General features: G+C 67.5%; 17 protein-coding genes. 10 read left to right on the top strand and 7 right to left on the bottom strand.

What is annotated here, in order from left to right:
• Position 1: 1 nt before the first annotated feature.
• From HEQ22_RS06260 to HEQ22_RS06275, 4 genes are all read left to right on the top strand, one after another.
• Positions 2-1,444 carry a pyruvate dehydrogenase complex E1 component subunit beta gene (locus HEQ22_RS06260; RefSeq protein WP_432770331.1) on the top strand — a complete coding sequence of 481 codons (1,443 nt, stop codon included), beginning with the start codon at positions 2-4 and terminating at the stop codon, positions 1,442-1,444.
• Between the two features lie 118 nt (positions 1,445-1,562).
• A complete protein-coding gene (locus HEQ22_RS06265) occupies positions 1,563-2,204 on the top strand; it encodes a hypothetical protein (protein WP_432770332.1) in 642 nt (213 codons plus the stop codon).
• Between the two features lie 83 nt (positions 2,205-2,287).
• The gene (epsC, locus tag HEQ22_RS06270; protein ID WP_432770333.1) at positions 2,288-2,998 is read left to right on the top strand and encodes a serine O-acetyltransferase EpsC; all 711 of its coding nucleotides are present in this window, start codon (positions 2,288-2,290) and stop codon (positions 2,996-2,998) included.
• Positions 2,998-3,345 carry a DUF2794 domain-containing protein gene (locus tag HEQ22_RS06275; protein WP_432770334.1) on the top strand — a complete coding sequence of 116 codons (348 nt, stop codon included), beginning with the start codon at positions 2,998-3,000 and terminating at the stop codon, positions 3,343-3,345. Before epsC ends, HEQ22_RS06275 begins: the two co-directional genes overlap by 1 nt.
• On the opposite strand, the gene HEQ22_RS06280 is transcribed toward HEQ22_RS06275, so the two are convergent.
• Positions 3,323-4,396: a hypothetical protein gene (locus HEQ22_RS06280; protein WP_432770335.1), complete on the bottom strand. Its 1,074-nt coding sequence runs from the start codon at positions 4,394-4,396 to the stop codon at positions 3,323-3,325. The two genes, HEQ22_RS06275 and HEQ22_RS06280, sit on opposite strands and share 23 nt — an antisense overlap.
• 237 nt (positions 4,397-4,633) lie before the next feature.
• Positions 4,634-5,536 carry an SDR family NAD(P)-dependent oxidoreductase gene (locus tag HEQ22_RS06285; RefSeq protein ID WP_432770336.1) on the bottom strand — a complete coding sequence of 301 codons (903 nt, stop codon included), beginning with the start codon at positions 5,534-5,536 and terminating at the stop codon, positions 4,634-4,636.
• A 188-nt stretch (positions 5,537-5,724) separates the two neighbouring features.
• Between HEQ22_RS06285 and HEQ22_RS06290 the strand changes: the two genes are divergently transcribed.
• From HEQ22_RS06290 to HEQ22_RS06310, 5 genes are all read left to right on the top strand, one after another.
• Positions 5,725-7,080: an OprO/OprP family phosphate-selective porin gene (locus HEQ22_RS06290; protein ID WP_432770337.1), complete on the top strand. Its 1,356-nt coding sequence runs from the start codon at positions 5,725-5,727 to the stop codon at positions 7,078-7,080.
• 117 nt (positions 7,081-7,197) lie between these two features.
• Entirely contained in the window at positions 7,198-8,586 is a 1,389-nt protein-coding gene (locus tag HEQ22_RS06295) for a TIGR03013 family XrtA/PEP-CTERM system glycosyltransferase (protein WP_432770338.1), read from the top strand.
• Positions 8,587-8,588: 2 nt separating this feature from the next.
• Positions 8,589-10,727, top strand: a complete 2,139-nt coding sequence (gene prsK, locus HEQ22_RS06300) for an XrtA/PEP-CTERM system histidine kinase PrsK (protein ID WP_432770825.1) — start codon at positions 8,589-8,591, stop codon at positions 10,725-10,727.
• Positions 10,724-12,106 (top strand): PEP-CTERM-box response regulator transcription factor, encoded by a 1,383-nt coding sequence (gene prsR, locus HEQ22_RS06305; RefSeq protein WP_432770339.1) that lies wholly within the window; start codon positions 10,724-10,726, stop codon positions 12,104-12,106. The genes prsK and prsR overlap by 4 nt, the downstream gene beginning before the upstream one ends.
• 1 nt (position 12,107) lies before the next feature.
• Positions 12,108-13,964: a tetratricopeptide repeat protein gene (locus tag HEQ22_RS06310; RefSeq protein ID WP_432770340.1), complete on the top strand. Its 1,857-nt coding sequence runs from the start codon at positions 12,108-12,110 to the stop codon at positions 13,962-13,964.
• Positions 13,965-14,074: 110 nt separating this feature from the next.
• Here HEQ22_RS06310 and ychF read toward each other — a convergent pair whose 3' ends face one another.
• Complete coding sequence (ychF, locus tag HEQ22_RS06315) at positions 14,075-15,172, bottom strand: redox-regulated ATPase YchF (protein WP_432770341.1); 1,098 nt, start codon at positions 15,170-15,172, stop codon at positions 14,075-14,077.
• Positions 15,173-15,325: 153 nt separating this feature from the next.
• Here ychF and HEQ22_RS06320 point away from each other — a divergent pair, with 153 nt between their 5' ends.
• Positions 15,326-15,973, top strand: a complete 648-nt coding sequence (locus tag HEQ22_RS06320) for a CAP domain-containing protein (RefSeq protein WP_432770342.1) — start codon at positions 15,326-15,328, stop codon at positions 15,971-15,973.
• A 45-nt stretch (positions 15,974-16,018) separates the two neighbouring features.
• On the opposite strand, the gene HEQ22_RS06325 is transcribed toward HEQ22_RS06320, so the two are convergent.
• The 4 genes from HEQ22_RS06325 to HEQ22_RS06340 all read right to left on the bottom strand — a co-directional run bounded on the left by HEQ22_RS06325 (position 16,019) and on the right by HEQ22_RS06340 (position 20,636).
• The gene (locus tag HEQ22_RS06325; protein ID WP_432770343.1) at positions 16,019-17,872 is read right to left on the bottom strand and encodes a PhoX family protein; all 1,854 of its coding nucleotides are present in this window, start codon (positions 17,870-17,872) and stop codon (positions 16,019-16,021) included.
• Between the two features lie 169 nt (positions 17,873-18,041).
• Positions 18,042-19,037, bottom strand: coding sequence for an SDR family oxidoreductase (locus HEQ22_RS06330; protein ID WP_432770344.1), 996 nt, complete (start codon positions 19,035-19,037; stop codon positions 18,042-18,044).
• 265 nt (positions 19,038-19,302) lie between these two features.
• Positions 19,303-19,872: an aminoacyl-tRNA hydrolase gene (gene pth / locus HEQ22_RS06335; RefSeq protein ID WP_432770345.1), complete on the bottom strand. Its 570-nt coding sequence runs from the start codon at positions 19,870-19,872 to the stop codon at positions 19,303-19,305.
• Between the two features lie 116 nt (positions 19,873-19,988).
• Positions 19,989-20,636 (bottom strand): 50S ribosomal protein L25/general stress protein Ctc, encoded by a 648-nt coding sequence (locus tag HEQ22_RS06340; RefSeq protein WP_432770346.1) that lies wholly within the window; start codon positions 20,634-20,636, stop codon positions 19,989-19,991.
• Between the last annotated feature and the right edge of the window lie 169 nt (positions 20,637-20,805).

Raw genomic sequence — 20,805 nt, forward strand, 5'->3', positions numbered from 1 at the left:
GATGGCCATCGAATTGAAGATGCCGGCGCTGTCGCCGACGATGGAAGAGGGCACGCTCGCCAAGTGGCTCGTCAAGGAGGGCGATACGGTCAAATCGGGCGATATCCTGGCCGAGATCGAGACCGACAAGGCGACGATGGAGTTCGAAGCGATCGATGAGGGCACGATCGGGCAGATTCTGATCGCCGAGGGGACCGACAATGTGAAGGTCGGGACGGTGATCGCGACGATTACCGGCGAGGGCGAGGAGGTGGCTGCGCCCGCGCCGACCGCTTCAGCCGACCCCGCCAAAACCGTCGCCCCCGCGGAAGCTGGGGCCGCTGACGGCAGCACGCCCACGCCTGAGGTCCCAGCTTCCGCCGGGACGACGGAGAAGGCAAAGGCCGAGAGCGGCACCGAGCAGCTCGCCGTGAAGGCGAAGGCCGCGGTCGCCGACCCCGCGATTCCCGCAGGCACCGCGATGACCAAACTCACCGTCCGGGAAGCGCTGCGCGACGCGATGGCCGAGGAAATGCGCGCCGACGACCGGGTGTTCGTGATGGGCGAGGAAGTCGCCGAATATCAAGGCGCGTACAAGGTCACGCAGGGGCTGCTCGACGAATTCGGTGCGCGCCGCGTCATCGACACCCCGATCACCGAATATGGCTTTGCCGGGCTGGGCACCGGCGCCGCGATGGGTGGGCTGCGTCCGATCATCGAGTTCATGACCTTCAACTTCGCGATGCAGGCGATCGACCACATCGTCAATTCGGCGGCGAAGACCAATTATATGTCGGGCGGCCAGATGCGCTGCCCGATCGTGTTTCGCGGCCCGAATGGCGCGGCGTCGCGCGTCGGCGCGCAGCACAGCCAGAATTACGCGCCCTGGTATGCCAGCGTCCCCGGGCTGATTGTCATCGCCCCTTACGACGCCGCCGATGCCAAGGGGCTGCTGAAGGCGGCGATCCGCACCGAGGACCCGGTGGTCTTTCTGGAAAACGAGCTGCTGTATGGCCGCAGCTTCGACGTCCCCGAGATCGAGGATTATGTGCTGCCGATCGGCAAGGCGCGGATCATGCGCATGGGCGGCGACGTGACCGTCGTCAGCTATTCGATCGGGGTCGGGCTGGCGCTCGACGCCGCCGACACGCTGGCGGGCGAGGGCATCGAGGCCGAGGTGATCGACCTGCGCACGCTGCGCCCGCTCGACACGGCGACGGTGCTCGCGAGCCTGAAAAAGACCAACCGCCTCGTGATCGTCGAGGAAGGTTGGCCGACCTGCTCGATCGCCAGCGAACTGGCGATGGTGGCGATGGAGCAGGGTTTCGACGACCTCGACGCACCGGTGATGCGCGTGTGCAACGAAGATGTGCCGCTGCCCTATGCCGCGAACCTGGAAAAGGCGGCGCTGATCGACACGGCGCGGGTGATCAAGGCGGTAAAGGCGGTTTGCAATCGGGGGTGATAACCCTCGTCGTTGCGATGAGCGAAGCGACGCGGCAATCCAAGGGCGGTTCAAGGCCGCTCGGGATTGCTGCGCTGCGCTCGCAATGACGATGACACGATGCTAGCGCTGCCTGCGCATGATGACCGACGAAGCCCCGGAAAACAGCGCCTACCCCGATATCCGCGACCCGCGCGTGATGGTCGCGGTGCCGCGCGAGCGCCGCGCGGCGATGGCAGCGTTATGGGCGCTCGCCGAACGCCTGACCAATCTGCTGATCGATGCGCGTGAGCCGTTGATCGGGCAGATCAAGCTGGCGTGGTGGCGCGACATGATGGCGATGCTCGCCGCCGATCCCGATGGGCTGCCGAAGGGCGAACCGTTGCTCGCCGAATTGCAGACGAGCTGGGCCGGGCAGGGCGGGCTCGATGCGCTCGTCGATGCCGCCGAGGCGATGCTGCTGGCGGACGATGCGGCGGCGCGGCACGCGGCCGCGGTCGCGTTCGGCGGCGCGCTTTTCGCGCTGTCGGGCGGGCAGGAAAGCAGCGGTGCGCGCTGGGGGCTGGTGTGGGGCGCCGGGCTTCAGGACGGTATGGTCGAGGCGCGGCATTTCTTTGCCGCAGCGCGTAACCTGCCGCTGCCGACGCGCATATCGTTCAACGGGTACAAGGCGTTGCTGATGCTCGATCGCTGGGCTGGCGCCGTTGCCCGACACGATGGCGAGCGGCGCTGGCGGAGCGAGGGTTTGCTGCTGCTGCGGCTCGGTTTGCTCGGCCGCTGACGTTAAAAATGCGCCGGGGGTGGAAATGCCGCCGCCGACCATCTATCTTGGCCGGTACAAAATAGGGTCGCAGGGGACAGATTATGTTCAACGGGCTGATCGCCTATCTCGATTCGATCAAGGCGCGTGATCCGGCGCCGCGGTCGCGTTGGGAAATCCTTCTCTACCCCGGACTGGTCGCGGTGGGCATGCACCGCATCGCGCACTGGCTGTTTGAGGCACGGCTGTTTTTCCTCGCCCGCTTCGTCAACCATTTGTCGCGGTGGATGACCGCGATCGATATTCATCCCGGCGCGACGATCGGCCGCCACCTGTTCATCGACCATGGTTTTACGGTGATCGGCGAAACCGCCGAGATCGGCGACAATGTGACCATTTACCAGTGCGTGACGCTGGGCGGCACCGATCCCGCCAACGGCATTGCGGGCAAGCGCCACCCGACGCTGGCCGACGATGTGATCGTCGGGTCCGGCGCGCAGATCCTCGGGCCGATCACGGTCAACGCACGGGCGCGCATCGGCGCCAATGCGGTGGTGACCAAGGACGTGCCCGAAGGCGCGGTGATGGTCGGCATTCCGGCGCGCTCGACGCTGGTCGATGCGGCCGAATATGCGCGCGAGTTCGTGCCTTACGGTACGTGCAACGAAACGTTCGACCCGGCGACGCAGAAAGTCGAACTGCTGCAATGCCAGCTCGAGCAGATGCAGAAGCAGCTCGCGGCGTTGATCGCCGAGCGCGACGCCGGGAGTGAAGACGAGGCGCCGCGGCGCAAGGGGAGCCGGAAAAGCGCCTGATGGGGACGGTGACGCCCTTACCGTTCGCTCAGCGGACGGTATCGCAGCAGACCGGTTTCGAACGCGCTGAATTGATCCGCATCCTCGACCTGTACGGCCGTATGGTCGCGGCGGGGCATTGGCGCGACTATGCGATGGATTTCCACCGCGACGCCGCGATCTTCTCCGCCTTTCGCCGCGCCGCCGAACGCCCCGAATATCGCATCGAAAAACGCCCCGCCTTGCGGAGCCGTCAAGGCATGTGGGCCTTGGTCTCCGAAGCCGGGGCGATTTTGAAGCGCGGGGACGAGCTTGCCAATGTGCTCGCCCCCGTCGAACGCAAGCTTATGAAGCTGGTATCGCACTGATCGTCCGCGTCGTTGCCGGCAGCTGGTCGGCCAGATTGCCCGGCAACAGCCCGACCACCGCGGCGCGGGCATTCTGCCAGAAGGCCGACAGCAGCAGCAGCGCCGAGCCGATGACGAAGGCGGTGAGCGCGACGTTGAGCTCGACCGCGCCGAACTGGTTGAACAGCTGGGTCATTGCGAACAACACATAGGCGAGCGCCGAGACGAGCAGCGCGCGGCGATCGATCGCGAGCGCGATCAGCCCGAACAGCACATAGATGCCGACGACCATCACCGCCGCGCCGCTGCCGATATCATTGCCGTCGGTCACCCCGAGCAGGTGGAAGATCGGGTGCGCGATCATCGGCGCGGCGAGCAGGTGGAGCCAGAAGGCAACGTCGCTGCGCCGCGTCTGGCGCACCCGGTCGCTGCGGTCCCACCACATGGCGAGCGCGAAGACACCAAGCCCGGCGACCAGCACCAGCGCCATCGGCAGCGCCTGCGACCGGTCGGGCAGCCCGGTAATCGACAGAACCAGCGCGACCGCGGTCGCGGCGAGCGCCGCGGTCCCGGCGGCGACGGTGATCGGGACCATGAAGCGGCGCCAATGCGCCCAGGTCGCGGCCGCGGTGGCGAGCGCAATGCCGCCGATCAGCAGCGCCCCGACGGTCTCGCCCGGATCGTTGCCGAACAGGCTCTCGCCATGTTTGACGAGGAAGCCGACCATCGTCGCAAAGACGCCGCCCGAAAAGGCGAGGACAAGGACGATGCTGGGGAGCGCCATGCGGCGCTGGCGGGTGAAATATTCGGCCAGGAACCACGCCGAGGTGGCGACGAAGGCGCCGCCGAGCGCGGGGTGGATCGAGGCGCCGATCCAGCCGACCGCGACGAGCAGGATGACCGCCGCGATGCTGACGAAAATATCGTTGAATCCGGTGATGAGGCGGAAGGATTCTTCATCCGCCGCGGGTGCCGAACGGACCGATGCGACATGGCCCCGAAAGGCCGCGGCGGCCTCCGGCGTCAAGACTTTTGCATCGACCGCGGCTTGCAGGTCGCTTTCACTATACATCGGGGTCGTCCTTGTTAGACCGATCCCCCTTGCCCCGGGTGGGGTGTGGCACAGGCGTGTTGCTGTGTCAATACAGTGCGGCGCCGACCAAATCCTCACTGTCGCGGAGCGAGGGGGAGGGGGACCGCTTGCGAAGCAAGTGGTGAAGGGGCCGCGACGGCAGCGCCAAAGCCCCTCCGTCAGCGCTTCGCGCTGCCACCTCCCCATCGCTACGCGACAGGGAGGATCAACCGAACCTCACCCCAGCGCCATCAAGGCTTTCATCACGTTCATCGACTGTTCGCTGCCCGATTGCGGGACGGTCTCGCCGGTCCGGTCGATAATCTTGTCCCATGCGGCGGCGACGCCCTCAGGGGTGCGCTCGCCTTCGGGGAGCGCGACGCCGGGGGTCATGGTGACATAGGCCGCGTGATAGGCGCCGGCGCCCGCCCCGATGATCATGTTCGTCGGCGCATCTTCGCTGACCAGATAGAGCGCAGCAGGCACGACATTTTCGGGGGTGAATTTCTCGAACAATTCAGCGGGGAAGATGTCCTCGGTCATCCGGGTGCCCGCGACCGGCGCGATCGTGTTGCAGCGGATGTTGTATTTCGCGCCCTCGAGGTGGAGCGTCTTGGTCAGCCCGGCGAGGCCGAGTTTCGCGGCGCCATAATTGGCCTGACCGAAATTGCCGTAAAGGCCGGTCGACGAGGCGGTCATCAGGATGCGGCCATAGGCCTGTTCGCGCATCAGGTCCCAGCAGGCCTTGGTGACGTTGGCGCTGCCGCTGACATGCACCTTCAGCACCAGATCGAAATCGGCGGGCTCCATCTTGGCGAAGCTCTTGTCCTTGAGGATGCCGGCGTTGTTGATCAGGACGTGGACGCCGCCCCATTCTTCCTTCGCTTTGGCGACCATTTCGACCATCTGCTCATATTCGGTGACGCTGCCGCCATTCGACATCGCGGTGCCGCCGGCGGCGCGGATTTCCTCGACCACCTGCAGCGCGGCGTCCGAATGGCCGGTGCCGTCGCGCGATCCGCCGAGGTCGTTGACGACCACCTTGGCGCCGCGCCGCGCCAGTTCGAGCGCATAGGCGCGGCCGAGCCCGCCGCCGGCGCCGGTGACAATAGCAACGCGGCCGTCAAATTTGATCGTCATGATGGTCTCCCGGAAAGGTGCCGAAATAAAACTGGCACGTCCTTAGCCGTTCATGGCGGTCAGGCAAGGGGCGACGGCGGAAAAGGCGACTGTCACCATAATGTCATCCAATTGACGTGCATTTGTCATTTACCGGTCATAACAGCGCCACCAGATTGTAACCTTTCGCAACGGAGCAACGCCTTCTCATGCGCCCTATCCTGACCGCCGCGCTGCTCGGCACCACCTTCCTTGCGCTGCCTTCGGCGGCCCATGCCCAGGCGATGACCGCCGAGGAAGCGGCGTCGCTCCGCGCCGAACTGGCGGCGTTGAAGGCGCAGGTCCAGACGCTCGAAACGCGGCTCGACGCGGCGACGGCGCAGCCGATGCCGGCGCCCGCGCCGACCCCCACGCCGCCGGTGACCGCCAAACCGGCCACCGAGATCGCGTGGAAGGGCGCGCCCGAGATCAAGACCGCCGACGGCTGGAGCTTCAAGCCGCGCGGCCGGGTGCAAGTCGATCTGGCGGGGGTCGATACCCCGGCGGGCGTCACCGACGCGCGCGGCGGCCTGAAGACCGAGTTTCGCCGCGTCTATCTGGGGGTCGACGGCAAGATCCCCGGCGGCATCGCGTACCGGGTCGAGGCCGACATTGCCAACAGCTCGGTCGAGCTGACCGATGTGTATCTGACCTATGGCACTGGGCCGTTGTCGGTCACTGCGGGGCAGATCAAACCCTTCTGGTCGCTCGACGAAATGACCAGCGACCTGTTCACCAGCTTCATGGAACGCGCCGCTTTCGCGCAGGCCTTTGGCTTCGAGCGCCGCGTCGGGCTGTCGGCGCAGTATAAGGGCGAGGCGCTGCTGCTCCAGGGCGGGGTCTTCGGCGACAATGCCAACGACCTGCTCGACGACAGCAACAATGCGCTCAGCATCGACGGGCGGGTGGTGTGGATGCCCAAGCTCGGCGATACACGGCTCCATCTCGGTGCCTCGGCGCACTGGCGCGATCCCAACGATCCGGCGGCGACCGGCCGCTATCGCGCGCGGCCGTTCGCGCATACGACCGACGTCCGGCTCGTCGACACCGGGCTGCTCGATATCGAAGGCGAGCGCGGCCTGGGAATCGAGGGCGCGCTGATCGCGGGGCCGTTCCACGCTGCGGGCGAGGGTTTCTGGCAGACGGTGAAGCGCACCGGATCGGCCGACCCGACCTTTTTCGGCGGCTATGCCGAGGTCGGCATGGTGCTGACCCCCGGCGACCGACGTGGGTACAAGGATGGCGGTTTTGACCGGCTGAAGCCGTCAAAGCCGATCACTGCGGGGGGCATCGGCGCGATCGAAGTCAACGCGCGCTACGACCATCTCGATCTCAACGATGCGGGAATCGCCGGCGGCCGGCAACAAACGGCGCTGATCGGGCTCGTCTGGGCGCCGATCGAATATATCCGCATCACCGCCAATTACGGCAAGGTGTGGATCGATGGCGCGCGGATCGCGACCGCCAGCGGCGACCGCGACTATACCGCCGATACCTTCGGTTTGCGGACGCAGATCGATTTCTGAAGACGCCAGCGGGGTGTGAGGGAAATCCGCAAAACCGGGCGATCGGTAAGTGTAAAATTAACCGACAGTTGACGCCTGCGCGTTAGGATTGCGGCCCGAAAGGGCTTCGCACTCCAGATGTTCCGCTTGTTCAAACATTATGTCCCGCACGCGGTGGTGTGGCTGGCGCTGATCGAGTTCATCGCGCTCCTCGCCTCGGCCGAGGGGGCGTGGCATCTCTACGCGCACCAGGCGGGGTTCGACGCCGGCGCACTGAACGACCGCGGGCTGCCGCTGGCGACCTTTGCCATCGCCAATTCGCTCGCGATGATGGCGACCGGCATGTACGGGGTCGAGGCGCTGCGATCGATGAAATTCGCGACCGCGCGGCTGCTCGCCGCGGTTTCGCTGGGGGTAATCTTCCTGTCGGTGCTGGGCTTTCTGCTGCCGACCGCGACGCTGTGGCGCGCCAACAGCCTGTTCGCGATGGCGCTGGCGATTGCGGCGCTGTTCGCGATTCGCCTCGCGCTGACCCAGACCGCGGGTGCCGACGCGTTCCGCCGCCGGATCCTGGTGCTCGGCGCCGGGCCGCGCGCGGCGCGCCTCGCGGCGCTGGCCGCCGAGCCGGGAAGCGGGCTGGTGGTCGCGGGCTTCGTCGCGATGAGCGGCGTCGAGCGCGCGGTGCCCGGCGCGGTGGCGCGCGAGGCCATCCCCAACCTGTCGGACCACGTCGTGTCGCTGGGCGCCGGCGAGGTCGTGCTGGCGATGGAGGAGCGGCGCGGATCGCTGCCGCTCGCCGATCTGTTGCGTGTCAAGACGACGGGGGTGCATGTCAACGACATCGCGAGCTTTATCGAACGCGAGACCGGGCGCGTCGACCTCGCGACGACGAACCCCAGCGGGCTGATCTTTTCGGACGGCTTTTCGGCGGGGCAGCGCATTTCGCGCGCGAGCAAGCGGGTGTTCGACATCGTCGCCAGCCTGGCGGTGCTGGTCATCGGCCTGCCGCTGATCGTCATCGCGGGGATCGCGGTCAAGCTCGACAGCCGCGGGCCGGTCTTTTACCGCCAGCCGCGCGTCGGGCTGTTCGGCCAGTCCTATGACATCGTCAAGATCCGCTCGATGCGCACCGACGCCGAGGCCGCCGGGAAGGCGGTGTGGGCGAGCGAGAACGATCCGCGCGTTACCCGTGTCGGCCAGATCATCCGCAAGCTCAGGATCGACGAACTGCCGCAGACCTGGTGCGTGCTGAAAGGCGAAATGAGCTTTGTCGGCCCGCGCCCCGAGCGGCCAAGCTTCGTCGCCGAACTCGAACAGCAAATGCCCTATTATGCCGAGCGCCACATGGTGAAGCCGGGGCTGACCGGCTGGGCGCAGATCAACTATCCTTATGGCGCGTCGGTCGAGGATGCGCGGGTAAAGCTGGAATATGACCTCTATTACGCCAAAAATTATTCGCCCTTCCTCGACCTGCTGATCCTGCTCCAGACGGTGCGCGTCGTGCTGTGGCCCGAGGGGGCGCGGTGAGCATGTTGATCGCCGTTTCGCATTTCCTGTCCGGCCTCGCGCTCGTCGGCTTCGTCGGTGTCACGCTGTGGCTGATGGCGCGGCCGCCGGGGCGGATGGCGGCGCTGATGCCGGCGCCGCGCTGGCTGGTGGTGACCGCCGCCGCGGCGGCGCTGTGGTGCGCGGTCGTCTATGCCTATGAACCCGGATCGTCGCAGGCGCTCGTCGCGCGGGCGCTGCGCAACGTTGCGATGCTCGGCTGGCTGGCTGCGACCTTCTGGACCCCGCAGGCGCCGATGTCGCGGCCGTTGCGGCTGATCGTACGGTTGCTTGCCACCATCTGCCTGATCACGCTCGTCCTCGGCACCGCCGCGCATATCCGCGACGGCGCAGCGGCGGCGGCGTGGGCAGGGTCGGCGCTGGCGATCGCGGCGATGATCGTCGCAGCGGGCGGGCTGCTCGTCATCGACAGCAGTGTGCGTCACGCCGGGGCCGGGCTGCGGATGCCGGTGATGGCGGTCGCGGGCGGTTTCGCGATGCTGTGGGCGTATGAGCTCAATCTGCAGCTGATCGGGGCGCTGACGGGTAAGACTCCGGCGACGCTGGTCGCGCTGTTGCCGGCGGTGGCGATCTTGATGCTGCCGACCTTCGTGATTGCCGCGATGGATGTCGGGCGTGAGCGGATGCGGCTGTCGCGCACCGCCGCGATGCGCACGATCGTGCTGCTCGGCGGCGCCGCCTATCTGATCCTGATCGGGCTGACCGGCGCCGTCGCGCGGCTGGTCGGCGGCGATTATGGCGATCTGGCGCAGGGCATCTTCCTGATCGTCGCGCTCGGTGCCGGCGGGCTGCTGTTCCTTTCGGCGCGCGCGCGCGCGTGGCTGTCGGTGACGATCTCCAAGCATTTCTTCGAGCATCGTTATGATTATCGCGCCGAATGGATGCGCTTTACCGCGACGCTCGGGCAGGCGGGAGGGCAAGGGGCCGCGGACGAGGAGGACGAACGCAACCTGCATCGCCGCGTCGCCAAGGCGCTCGCCGAGCTCACCGGCAGCCCGGCGGCGCTGCTGATGCTGCCCGACGCGCTCGGCGGGTTTCGCGTCGCCGAGCAATGGCATTGGCCCGCCGGGGTCGAGGAGGAGGCGCTGCTGTCGCTGCGCACCGCCTTCATGCTGCAGGAGACGCGGCATATCGTCGATCTCGACGCGCTGCGCCGCGGCGGTCTCAGCGGGAGCGGGACGGGCGGCGAGGATCTGGCAATCCCCGAATGGCTGGTCGCCGACCCGCGCGCTTGGGTGGTCGTCCCGGTGCTCCATTTCCAGCGCATGATCGCGGTCGTCGTGCTGCACCGCCCGCCGGTGTCGCGCGCGCTCGACTGGGAGGATCTCGACGTGCTGCGCATCGCCGGGCAGCAGGCGGCGAGCTATCTGGCCGAAGCGCAGAGCCAGCACGCTTTGTCCGAGGCGCGGCGCTTCGATGAATTCAACCGCCGCTTCGCCTTCATCATGCACGACATCAAGAATCTGGCGAGCCAGCTCGCGCTGCTCGCGCGCAATGCCGAGCGCCACGCCGACAAGCCCGAATTTCGCGCCGACATGGTGGAGACCTTGAAGATTTCGGCGGGCCGGCTGTCGGACCTGCTCGTTCGCCTGTCGGCGCGCGAGCGCGGCCGCGCGGCAGAGGCGGAGCGCACCCCGGTCGAGCCGATCTTGCACGCCGTCGCGACCGAAGCGCGGCCGCGCCGCACCTTGTTCGTCGGCTGTCAGGCCGGGCTGGCGGCGTGGGGCGATGCGGGTTCGATCCGCCAGATCGTCCAGCATCTCGTCGGCAATGCGATCGACGCCTCGCAGCCCGACGGCCCGGTGCAAGTGATTGCGGTCGGCGAGCAGGGCCGGGTGCGGATCGACGTTATCGATCAGGGCACGGGGATGACGCGCGCCTTCATTCGCGACGAATTGTTCAAGCCGTTCGTATCGACGAAGGACGGCGGCTTCGGTCTCGGTGCGTTCGAGGCGCTGCAACTGGCGCAGGCGATGGGCGGCACGATCGACGTCGCGAGCGAACCCGGACGCGGCAGCAGCTTTACGCTCTGGCTGCCGCTCGCCGATGCGGGTTCCGGCGAACAGGAGCATGGCTACAGGATGAAAGTGGGTTCGAAATGAGCGAGACCGGCGCGAATTTGCCGACGCTGTTGGTGGTCGAGGACGACGCCGGGCTGCAGGCGCAGCTTAAATGGGCCTATGACGGCTACCGCGTGCTGATCGCCGGCGATCACGACAGCGCGATCGACATGCTGCGCGCCGAGGAACCCGCGGTGGTGACGCTCGACCTGGGGCTGCCGCCCGATCCCGACGGCACGCGCGAGGGGTTTCGCGTCCTGAAAGCGATATTGGAAGCCAAGCCGGACACCAAGGTGATCGTCGTGTCGGGGCATGGCGAACGCGCGAGCGCGCTGGGTGCCATCGCCAGCGGCGCGTGGGATTTCTACCAGAAGCCGATCGACATCGAGGAATTGGGGCTGATCGTGGCGCGGGCCTTTCATGTCCGCGAACTCGAGATCGAGAACGGGCGGCTGGCGGCGCAGGGGACGAGCGACAATCGCGTCCTCGGCGGAATGATCACCGGCGCGCCCGAGATGCTGAAGGTCGCGCGGACGATCGAGCGCGTCGCCAACCTCGACGTGTCGGTCATGCTGCTCGGCGCCAGCGGCACCGGCAAGGAATTGCTGGCGCGCGGACTGCACCAGGCGAGCGGGCGGCGCGACGGGGCCTTCGTGGCGATCAACTGCGCTGCGATCCCCGAAAACCTGCTCGAAAGCGAGCTGTTCGGGCATGAGAAGGGGGCGTTTACCGGCGCGGTCAAGACCACCGAGGGCAAGATCGAACTGGCGCACGGCGGCACGTTGTTCCTCGACGAGGTCGGCGACATCCCGCTGCCCTTGCAGGTCAAGCTGCTGCGTTTCCTGCAGGAGCGCACGATCGAGCGCATCGGCGGGCGCAAGCCGATCGCGGTCGACACGCGGATCGTCTGCGCGACGCACCGCGACCTCGACGCGATGATTGCGGCGCAGAGTTTCCGTGACGATCTGTATTACCGGCTCGCCGAAATGGTGGTGAAAATCCCGTCGCTCGCCGAGCGGCCAGGCGACGCCGTGCTGCTCGCGCGCCATTTCCTCCATCAATATGCGCCCGAGATGAACCCCGGGGTGCGCGGCTTCGCCCCCCACGCGCTGCAGGCGATCGACGAGGGGCGCTGGCCCGGCAACGTCCGCGAGCTGGAAAACCGCATCAAGCGCGCGGTGATCATGGCCGACGGAAAGCTCGTCATGAAAGGCGATCTCGACCTGGCGGGCGATGCCGGCACGGGCGAGCCCGACGCGGCGTGGCTGAATCTGCGCAGCGCGCGCGAGGCCGCCGACCGCGTCGCAATCCGCCGCGCGATGACGCAGAGCGAGGGCAATATCTCGGGGGCCGCCAAGCTGCTCGGGATCAGCCGCCCGACGCTCTATGACCTGCTCAAGCAATATCGGATGCAGGGCTGAGATGATCCGCCGCGCGCCTGGGCGCCGCGCCTGGGCCGGCGCGCTGATCGCGGCGACGCTGCTCGCCGGGTGCGGCGAGGCGCGGCCGATGGCGCCGCGCCAGGCGCTCGAACAGCGGCGGGCCGAATTGCAGGAGGCGATCGACGCCGATCCGCAGGCGGTCGCCGAACGCGTCGAGCTGGCGCGAGTCGCGATCGGGCTGGGCGACGGGGTGGCGGCCGAGGCGGCGGTGAAGGCGGCGCTCGCGGCGGGCGGCGACGCATCGCTGCTGCGTCCGTTGCTGGCCCGTGCCTTTGCGATGCAGGGTGACGGCACGCGCGCGCTCGAAGCGCTCGACGCCGGGCCGATCGCGCCCGCGGCGATCGGCGAGGCGGCGTGGGTTGCGGGCAACGTCCATCTGGACAATGGCGATTTCGGCGCCGCGCGCGACGCATTCGACCGAGCGGTGCGGGAATTGCCGCGCGAGGCGGCGCTGTGGGTCGACGTCGCGCGCTTTCGCGACGCCAATGCCGACACGCTCGGCGCCCGCGACGCGGTCGACTATGCGATCGAACTCGACAAGACGAACAGCGCCGCGCTGGCGTTCAAGGCGAACCTCGTCCGCACCGCCGAGGGGCTTTCGGCGGCGCTCGACTGGTACGATGCCGCGCTTGCCGCCGATCCCGACAATGCCGGCGCGCTGATCGACCGCGCCGCGACGCTCGGCGATCTTGGCCGCTATCGCGCGATGCTCGAATCGCTGCGCCATGCCGCGACGCTCGTCCCCGGCGAGCCGCGCCTTTATTATCTGCAGGCGGTGCTCGCGGCGCGCGCCGGCAATTTCCAGCTCGCGCGCAGCCTGCTCCAACGCACGCGCGGGCGGATGGACGAGGTGCCGGCGTTCATGCTGCTGAGCGCGATCGTCGAGCTCGAACTCGGCGGCGAGGCGGTGGCGGCGACGCTTGCCGACCGGCTGCTGGCCGAACAGCCGCACAATCTGACCGCGCGCCGCATATTGGCCGCGGCAAACTGGGCCGATGGCGATGCCGACGGCGCCGCCGAAGCGTTGGCGCCGCTGGTATCGCGCGCCGATGCCGACAGCTGGTCGCTGCTGCTCGCGGCACGCGTCGCCGCCGAGCAGGGGAAGCCGGAGGCCTCGGCAACCTATCAGGCGCGGGCGGCATCGCTGACCCGCGGCGAGGCGGCGCCTTTTGCCATGGACGATCCGCTGGGGATGCTGGCGATGGGCGCCGATGCCGAACCGCTGAACCCGGCGAAAGCGATCCCGGCGATCGCCGCCGAGATGGCCGGCGGCGACAGTGCGCGCGCGATCGAACGCGCGATGCGGCTGCGCGACGCCAACCGCGGGGTCGCCGACGCGCACATCCTGCTCGGCGATGCGGCGATGGCGGGCGGGCGCTTCGACCTGGCGATCCAGTCCTATCGCGCGGCGCGCGACCTGGATGCTGGCGAGCGCACGACGCTGCGGCTCGCCAACGCGCTGTTCCGCGCCGGCGACGCCGCCGGATCGGGCGCGGCGATCCTTGCGCTGCGCGACAGCCAGCCGTCGAGCATCGCCGCCGACCGGCTGGCCGGGCATCTGGCGATGGACCTTGAGCATTGGGACAAGGCGATCGCGCATTTCGAGCGCGTGCGCCGCCGCATCGGCAACCGCGACGTCGTGGTGCTGCGCGAATTGTCGCGCGCATGGGCGGCGAAGGGCGATGCGGCGCGCGCGACGGCGATGATCGCGCTCGCCTATCGGTTGCAGCCGCTGAACGGCGAAATCATGCGGATCTATGCCGACCGGCTGGCCGATGGCGGTGATGCGCAGGCGGCGACCGACCTGCGCGACAAGGCGCGGCAGATCGGGCGTTAGGGGGGCGAGAAAGGTTGTTGGGTGAGCGGTTGCGCCGAGCTTTGCTCCCCTCCCTTCTAGGGAGGGGGACTGTGGAAACGCCTGCCGCCGACTGCGCAGCGCAACCCCGATCAGCTATGCAGGAAGTGCATCACGTCGCCGTCGTGGACGACATAGGCCTTGCCTTCGGCGCGCAGCTTGCCCGCTTCGCGCGCGCGCGCTTCACCGCCGAGTGCGACATAGTCGTCGTAGGCGATCGTTTCGGCGCGGATGAAGCCTTTCTGGAAATCGCTGTGGATCTCGCCCGCGGCCTCGGGGGCGGTGGCGCCGGTGTGGACGGTCCACGCGCGCGCTTCCTGCGGCCCGACGGTGAAGAAGGTGATCAGGTGGAGCAGTTCGTAGCCAGCGCGGATGACGCGCGCGAGGCCGGTTTCGTGGAGGCCCATCTCTTCTAGGAACTCGAGCCGGTCGGCCATGTCCATCGTCACCAGCTCGCTCTCGATCGCCGCCGACACGACGACGGCCTGCGCGCCTTCGGCCGCGGCCTTGGCGAACACCTTTTCCGAAAAAGCGTTGCCGTTCGCGGCGCTGCCTTCGTCGACGTTGCAGACGTAGAGCACGGGCTTCGAGGTCAGCAGTTGCGCGGTGCGCAGCACGCGGGCTTCCTCTTCGTCCTTCGGCTCGGTCAGCCGCGCGGGCCTGCCTTCGCGCAGCAGCTCGAGCGTCTGGCCGAGCACCGACGCGGCGATCTTGGCTTCCTTGTCGCCCTGCGATGCCTTTTTCACGAACGCGGGGACGCGCTTTTCGAGGCTTTCCAGGTCGGACAGCAGCAATTCGGTCTCGACCGTCTCGGCGTCGGCGACCGGATCGACCTTGTTTTCGACATGCTGGATGTCGTCATCCTCGAAACAGCGGAGGACGTGGACGATCGCATCGACTTCGCGGATGTTGCCGAGGAACTGGTTGCCCAGCCCTTCGCCCTTCGACGCGCCGCGCACCAGGCCGGCGATGTCGACGAAGGCGAGCTGGGTCGCGATTATTTTCTTGCTGCTGGCGATCGCGGCGAGCTTTTCCAGCCGCGCGTCGGGCACCGCGACATTGCCGATATTCGGCTCGATCGTGCAGAAAGGATAGTTCGCCGCCTGCGCCGCCGCGGTTTCGGTCAGCGCGTTGAACAGGGTGGACTTGCCGACGTTGGGCAGGCCGACGATCCCGCATTTGAAACCCATAAAAACTCCGTGTGGCCGGCGCGCTGAAAAGGAAGCGCCCGGGTCGCAGCGCCCCTAGCGCCAACCGCGCCGCGGCGCCAGCCCCGACGCCGGTATGCGGCGGCGCGATTATCGTTGCGGGACGTTCAGCGATGCGGTCTTATCGCCCGGACGATGGCAACCATCCTTCGACTGACCGCCGCGCTCGCGCTGGCGCTGGGCGTTTCCGCCGCCGCCGCCGCGCCCAGCCGGTTCGAATCCGGTGTCCTCGCCGAACTGAACCGCTTTCGCGGCGACCCCGCCGCCTATGCCGACGTGCTGCGCAGCTATCGCCCGCGGTTCGAGGGGCGGCTGCTGATCGCCGAGGCAGGTGACGAGATCGACATTCTGACCAACGAGGGTGTCGCCGCGGTCGACGAGGCGATCCGCCACCTTCGCGCGCAAAAGCCGCTGACGCGCCTGACGCCGAGCGACCTGCTGGCACGCGCCGCCGCCGATCATGTCGCCGACCAGTCGCGGTCGGGCGCGGTCGGCCATTATACCCGCGGCGACGGACCCGGCGAGCGCATGAAAGCGCGGGGCGGCGGCCCCTATGTCAACGAGGTGATCACCTATGGCCACCACAGCCCGGAGGGCGTCGTCCACCAGTTGCTGATCGACGACGGGGTTCCGGACCGCGGCCATCGTTACAGCCTGCTGCGCACCACGCACCGCTATGCCGGCATCGCATGCGGCCCGCACCGCGTCCACCGGACGATGTGCGTGACGCTGATGTCCGCAACCCCCGACGGGTCGCCGCCGCCGCCACCGCGCCGGCGGTAGCAGGCATCGCCGCCCGCCTCCGGTATGGAGACGGGCGGCGCGCTCTTAATTGCCCACCGGCTGGCTGTCGGTCCGCCGCACCACGATCGTCGATGACCGGGGCACTTCGCCCGACACCGGCCAGTTGCCGGTCGGATGCTGAATGTTGACGAAGAAGGTCGTGAGGTCGGGGGTATAGGCAAGGCCGGTGATTTCGCAGCCAAGCGGACCGACCAGGAAGCGCTTCGATTCCTTGCTCGCCTGATCGACGTAATACATCGAGTTGTTGCCGAACACCGCGGTGGCCGAGGCGCTGGTGCTCGCGTCGGTCTGTACCCACATCCGGCCCTGCGGGTCGATCCGCAAACCGTCGGGGCTTGAGAAGGGGTCGCCGTTGATATTGCCCTGCAGATTGGCGTCGGGCAGCGCGGTGTTGCCCGCCAGCAGGAAAATCTCCCAGCGGAAAGTCGTCGCGAGCGGCGAGTCGGCGGTTTCGCGGAACTTGATGATGTGGCCGTGCAGGTTCCTGGTGCGCGGATTCGACGGGTCGGTGACGACGCGGCCGCTGTTGTTGGTCAGCGTGCAATAAATCGCGGTGTTGTCGGGCGCGACGGTCAGCCACTCGGGGCGGTCCATCACGGTGCCGCCGGCGACGCGCGCCGCCGACTGGCAGTTGATCAGCACGTCGGCCTGGTTGTTGAAATCGACCGGCCGCGGCGTCAGCGGCGTCGTGCTCTGCGTGGCGTTGCCGGGATCCATAGCGCCGGCCGTCAGGCCATTCTGGCCGACGACCAGCGCGCGCCACTCGCCGGTGCCGTCGGGCTTGAAGCGTGCGACATACAGCGTGCCGTAATCGAGCAGGTCGGTGTTTGCGGCGCGGTTCGAGGCGCTGAAGGCGCGGTCGGGAACGAATTTATAGATGCAACCCGGGGTCGAATCGTCGCCCATGTAAAAGGCGACGCGATTGTCGCGGTTCGCCATGAACGCGACATTCTCGTGACTGAAGCGGCCCATTGCGGTGCGCTTGGTCGGCGCCGCCAGTTCGCGCAGCGGGTCGATTTCGACCACCCAGCCGTAATTATTCTCGGGCTGCGTCGGGTCGAGATAATTGTCGGTCGTTTCTTCGCAGGTGAGATAGGTGTTCCAAGGCGTGCGGCCGCTGGCGCAATTGTTCAGCATGCCCTTGATCGAACCCGACAGCAGGCCCGCAGCGGGGCCGCCGGCGCGATAGCTGCTGTTGCCGGTATAGCGCCGGTTATAGGTCGATCCGGCCTTCACCGCCCATTCGCCGTCGCTGGCCTTGGCGACCTCGACGACGCCGATGCCGACCGCCGACAGCGCCAGCGCTTTCTGGTCCGCCGTCGCGGTCGCGGCATTGAAGCCGCCGGCCATCAGGATGCCGAAATCGGGATATTCGAAGTTGATCGCGAGCAGCCCGCCGCTGTTGGCGTCGACGTTCGGGATGGTGAAATATTCCATCCCGTCATGGTTGCCGCCGGCCCATTTCTCGGCGACCGCCGGGGTCGGAAAGCTGCCGGTGTAGGCGGCGCCGCTCTCGATCGAGTCGCCGGCCTTCAGCAGCACATCGACGCTATAGCCGCCCGGCACCGTCACCCGGTCGTCTTGGTTCGCAGCGATCGCGGCAAAGCTGACCGCGAAGCTCGGCGGCGGAGGCGTCGGGGTGGGGGTCGGGGTCGGCGAGGGCGTCGGGGTGACGGTCACCGGCGGGGCGCCGCCGTCGTCGCCGCCACATGCGGCCAGCGCGGCGACCGGGATCACCGACAGGCCCATCAGGCCGCGCTGCAGGATCGAACGGCGCGACGGGTTTTCGGCGACGATCGCCTCCAGACTGTCGGCGGCGCCAACGGCGGCGGTGTCGCGGCGATAGGGCGCGCGGGCTTCGTCGGTAAGATGTGACATGCAGTACCCCTGTTTTTCGGTCGAGCTTGCCGGAGTCGTCGGACCCCGGCGGGAACTCACCGATTGCAGAGGCGCGTGTCAGGCATATGGCTCGTGCGTGTCAGGCGCGCATGAATTCAATGACATATAAATGACGGCGGCGCGCGGGCGACACGCCGCCGCGGCTCGGTCAGTCGTGGACCGCCTTGATCAACGGCCCCAGCGGCGACCCGCCGAGCCAGGCCGTCTGCACCTCAGACGACACCCGGTTGATCGCCTCCTGCGGTTTGTTGCCGGGATGGACGGCGCGGCGCAGCGGACGCTTGCCGGCGGGCATCGCCATGATCTCGGCAATCGCGCGCGGCACGTCGGCGGGGTCGGAGCTGCGCCCGCTGCCGTCCTCGGTCCCCATGCCGCGCGAGAATGGCTCGTAGGCCGCGAGCAGTTCGGGCGCAGTGCGGTCGCGCAGCGCGCCGGTATAGCTGTTGCGGTTGACCCATACCTTGGTGGGGTAACCCCCCGGCTGGAGGATCGTCACGTCGATCCCGTGCGGCACCAGTTCATACGCCATTTGTTCGGACAGCGCCTCGACCGCGAATTTGGTCGCCGAATAATGGCCGCCGCCGGGGACGATGACGCGGCCAAGCTGCGACGAAATGTTGAAGATCTGCCCGCTTTTCGCGGCGCGCATCTGCGGCAGCAGCGCGCGCAGCATACGCTGAATGCCGACGACATTGGTCTCGAAGATCGCCCGCGTCGCCGCCATGTCCTGCACCTCGACCGGCCCGGTGATGCCGATGCCGGCGTTGTTGACCAGCGTGTCGATGCGCCCGTCCGCGATTTCGAGCGCCCGGGCGGTGCCCGCGGCGACCGACGCATCGTCGGTGACGTCGATTTCGACGATGTGGAGGTCGAGCTTGTCCTTCGCCGCGTCGGCGGCGAGCGTTTCGGCTTCCGGGCGCGGCATGTTGCGCATCGTCGCGATCACCTTTGCGCCGAGCTTCGCATAGTGGAGCGCGCCGATGCGGCCGAAGCCGCTGGAGCAGCCGGTGATTAGGATGGTTCGGCCCTTGAGCGCGCCGGCTCCGGGTGGGGCGGCGGCATGGAGCATGGCGGGGCCGGCGGCGGTGAGCGCGGCGGCACCGGCGAGCAGTTGGCGGCGGGTGGCAAGACTTGGGGTGGGCATGGTACTCTCCTCGGGGCCATCATGCCGCAATTGTCGCGTCGCGCCAAATCTGGTGCGGGAGGGCGGCTTTAGGGTAGGAGGCGGACGTTGATGATCCTCCCTGTGGCGGAGCCATGGGGAGGGGGACCGCCGCCGCAGGCGGTGGTAGAGGGGCCGCGACGGTAGCGCCTTGGCCCCTCCGTCAGCGCTGCGCGCTGCCACCTCCCCATGCCTTCGGCACAGGGAGGATTATGTCCGCAATTGGCCGCTACCAGACCTGGCCCTGCTACCCCTGCAATCTCAGCGCAAGATCGCTCTGGAATCGCACCTCGTCGCCCTCCGCAAGCCATTTCGCTTCGGCGGCGATCGCGCCGAGCAGGTCGGTCAGCGGTTCGAACTCGGTCTTGTGGTAGTTGCCGAGGACATGGCCGGTGACGCGGTCCTTATGTCCCGGATGTCCGATGCCGATGCGCACGCGGCGGAAATCCTCGCCGATGTGGCTGATCATGCTGCGGATGCCGTTGTGCCCCGCCGCGCCGCCGCCCTGTTTGACCTTCACCTTCATCGGCACAAGGTCGAGCTCGTCGTAAAAGGCAGTGACGTCCTGCGGCGCCAGCTTGTAGAAATCCATCGCGGCGCGCACGCTGCGGCCGCTTTCGTTCATGAAGGTGCCGGGTTTGAGCAGCAGGATGCGCTGCGATCCGATGCGGCCGTCCTGGATCCAGCCCTGGAACTTTTTCGCGGGGGCCGGAAAGCCATGGATATCGGCGATGACATCGGCCGCCATGAAGCCGACGTTGTGACGGTGCATCGCATATTGTGGCCCGGGATTGCCGAGGCCGACCCAGAGCTGCATGGAAATCTCCCCTTGCCTTCAGGGGAGGGGCCGGGGGTGGGGGCCATCGGCCTTGCACCACCCCGCGAGCTCCCACCCCAACCCCTCCCCTGAAGGGGAGGGGTTAGAGAGACTTATCAGCCTTCGTCTTCGCCTTCGCCCTCGGCAGCGGCATCTTCGCCGCCATCGACGGTCGTGTCGCCTTCGCTCGACTTCATCGCCGAGGGGGCGACGATCGTCGCGATGGTGAAGTCGCGATCGGTGATCGCGCTTTCGCTGCCCTTGGGCAGGGTGACCGCGCTGATGTGGATCGAATCGCCGACGTCATAGCCGGTGACGTCGATCGTGATCTGATCGGGAATCTGGTCCGCGTCGCAGGCGATTTCCAGCTCGTGACGGACGACGTTTAGCACGCCGCCGCGCTTCAGGCCCGGCGAGGCTTCTTCGTTCTCGAACACCACGGGAACCGCGACGGTCACCTTGGCATCCTTGCTGATGCGCAGGAAGTCGGCATGGATCGGGCGATCCTTGACCGGGTGGAAGGCGACGTCCTTCGGCAGGGTACGGACCTTCTTGCCGCCGACGTCGATCATGACGACCGAGTTCATGAAGTGACCCGTCATCAACTGCTTCATCAGCAGCTTTTCTTCGACGTGGATCATCAGGGGTTCTTCTTTGCCGCCATAGACAACGGCGGGGACGCGGCCATTACGACGCAGGTCACGCGAGGCTCCCTTGCCTCCGCGTTCGCGCGTCTCGGCCGACAGCACCAGCTGGTCGCTCATCATTTTTCTCCGAAACAGATTACACAGTTCCGCCACGCCTCCAGGGATGACCATGGTCGGAAGCGGCGGCGCTTAGCCGGGACACGGCGAAATTGCAAGCGCGACGGCAGGTCCCGCCTGTGCACGGTCGGCCACCCGCACGCATAGCTATGCCCTGTTGCATCGCCCG

It is taken from the genome of Sphingopyxis sp. (genome assembly GCF_050916055.1).
Taxonomy (GTDB): domain Bacteria; phylum Pseudomonadota; class Alphaproteobacteria; order Sphingomonadales; family Sphingomonadaceae; genus Sphingopyxis.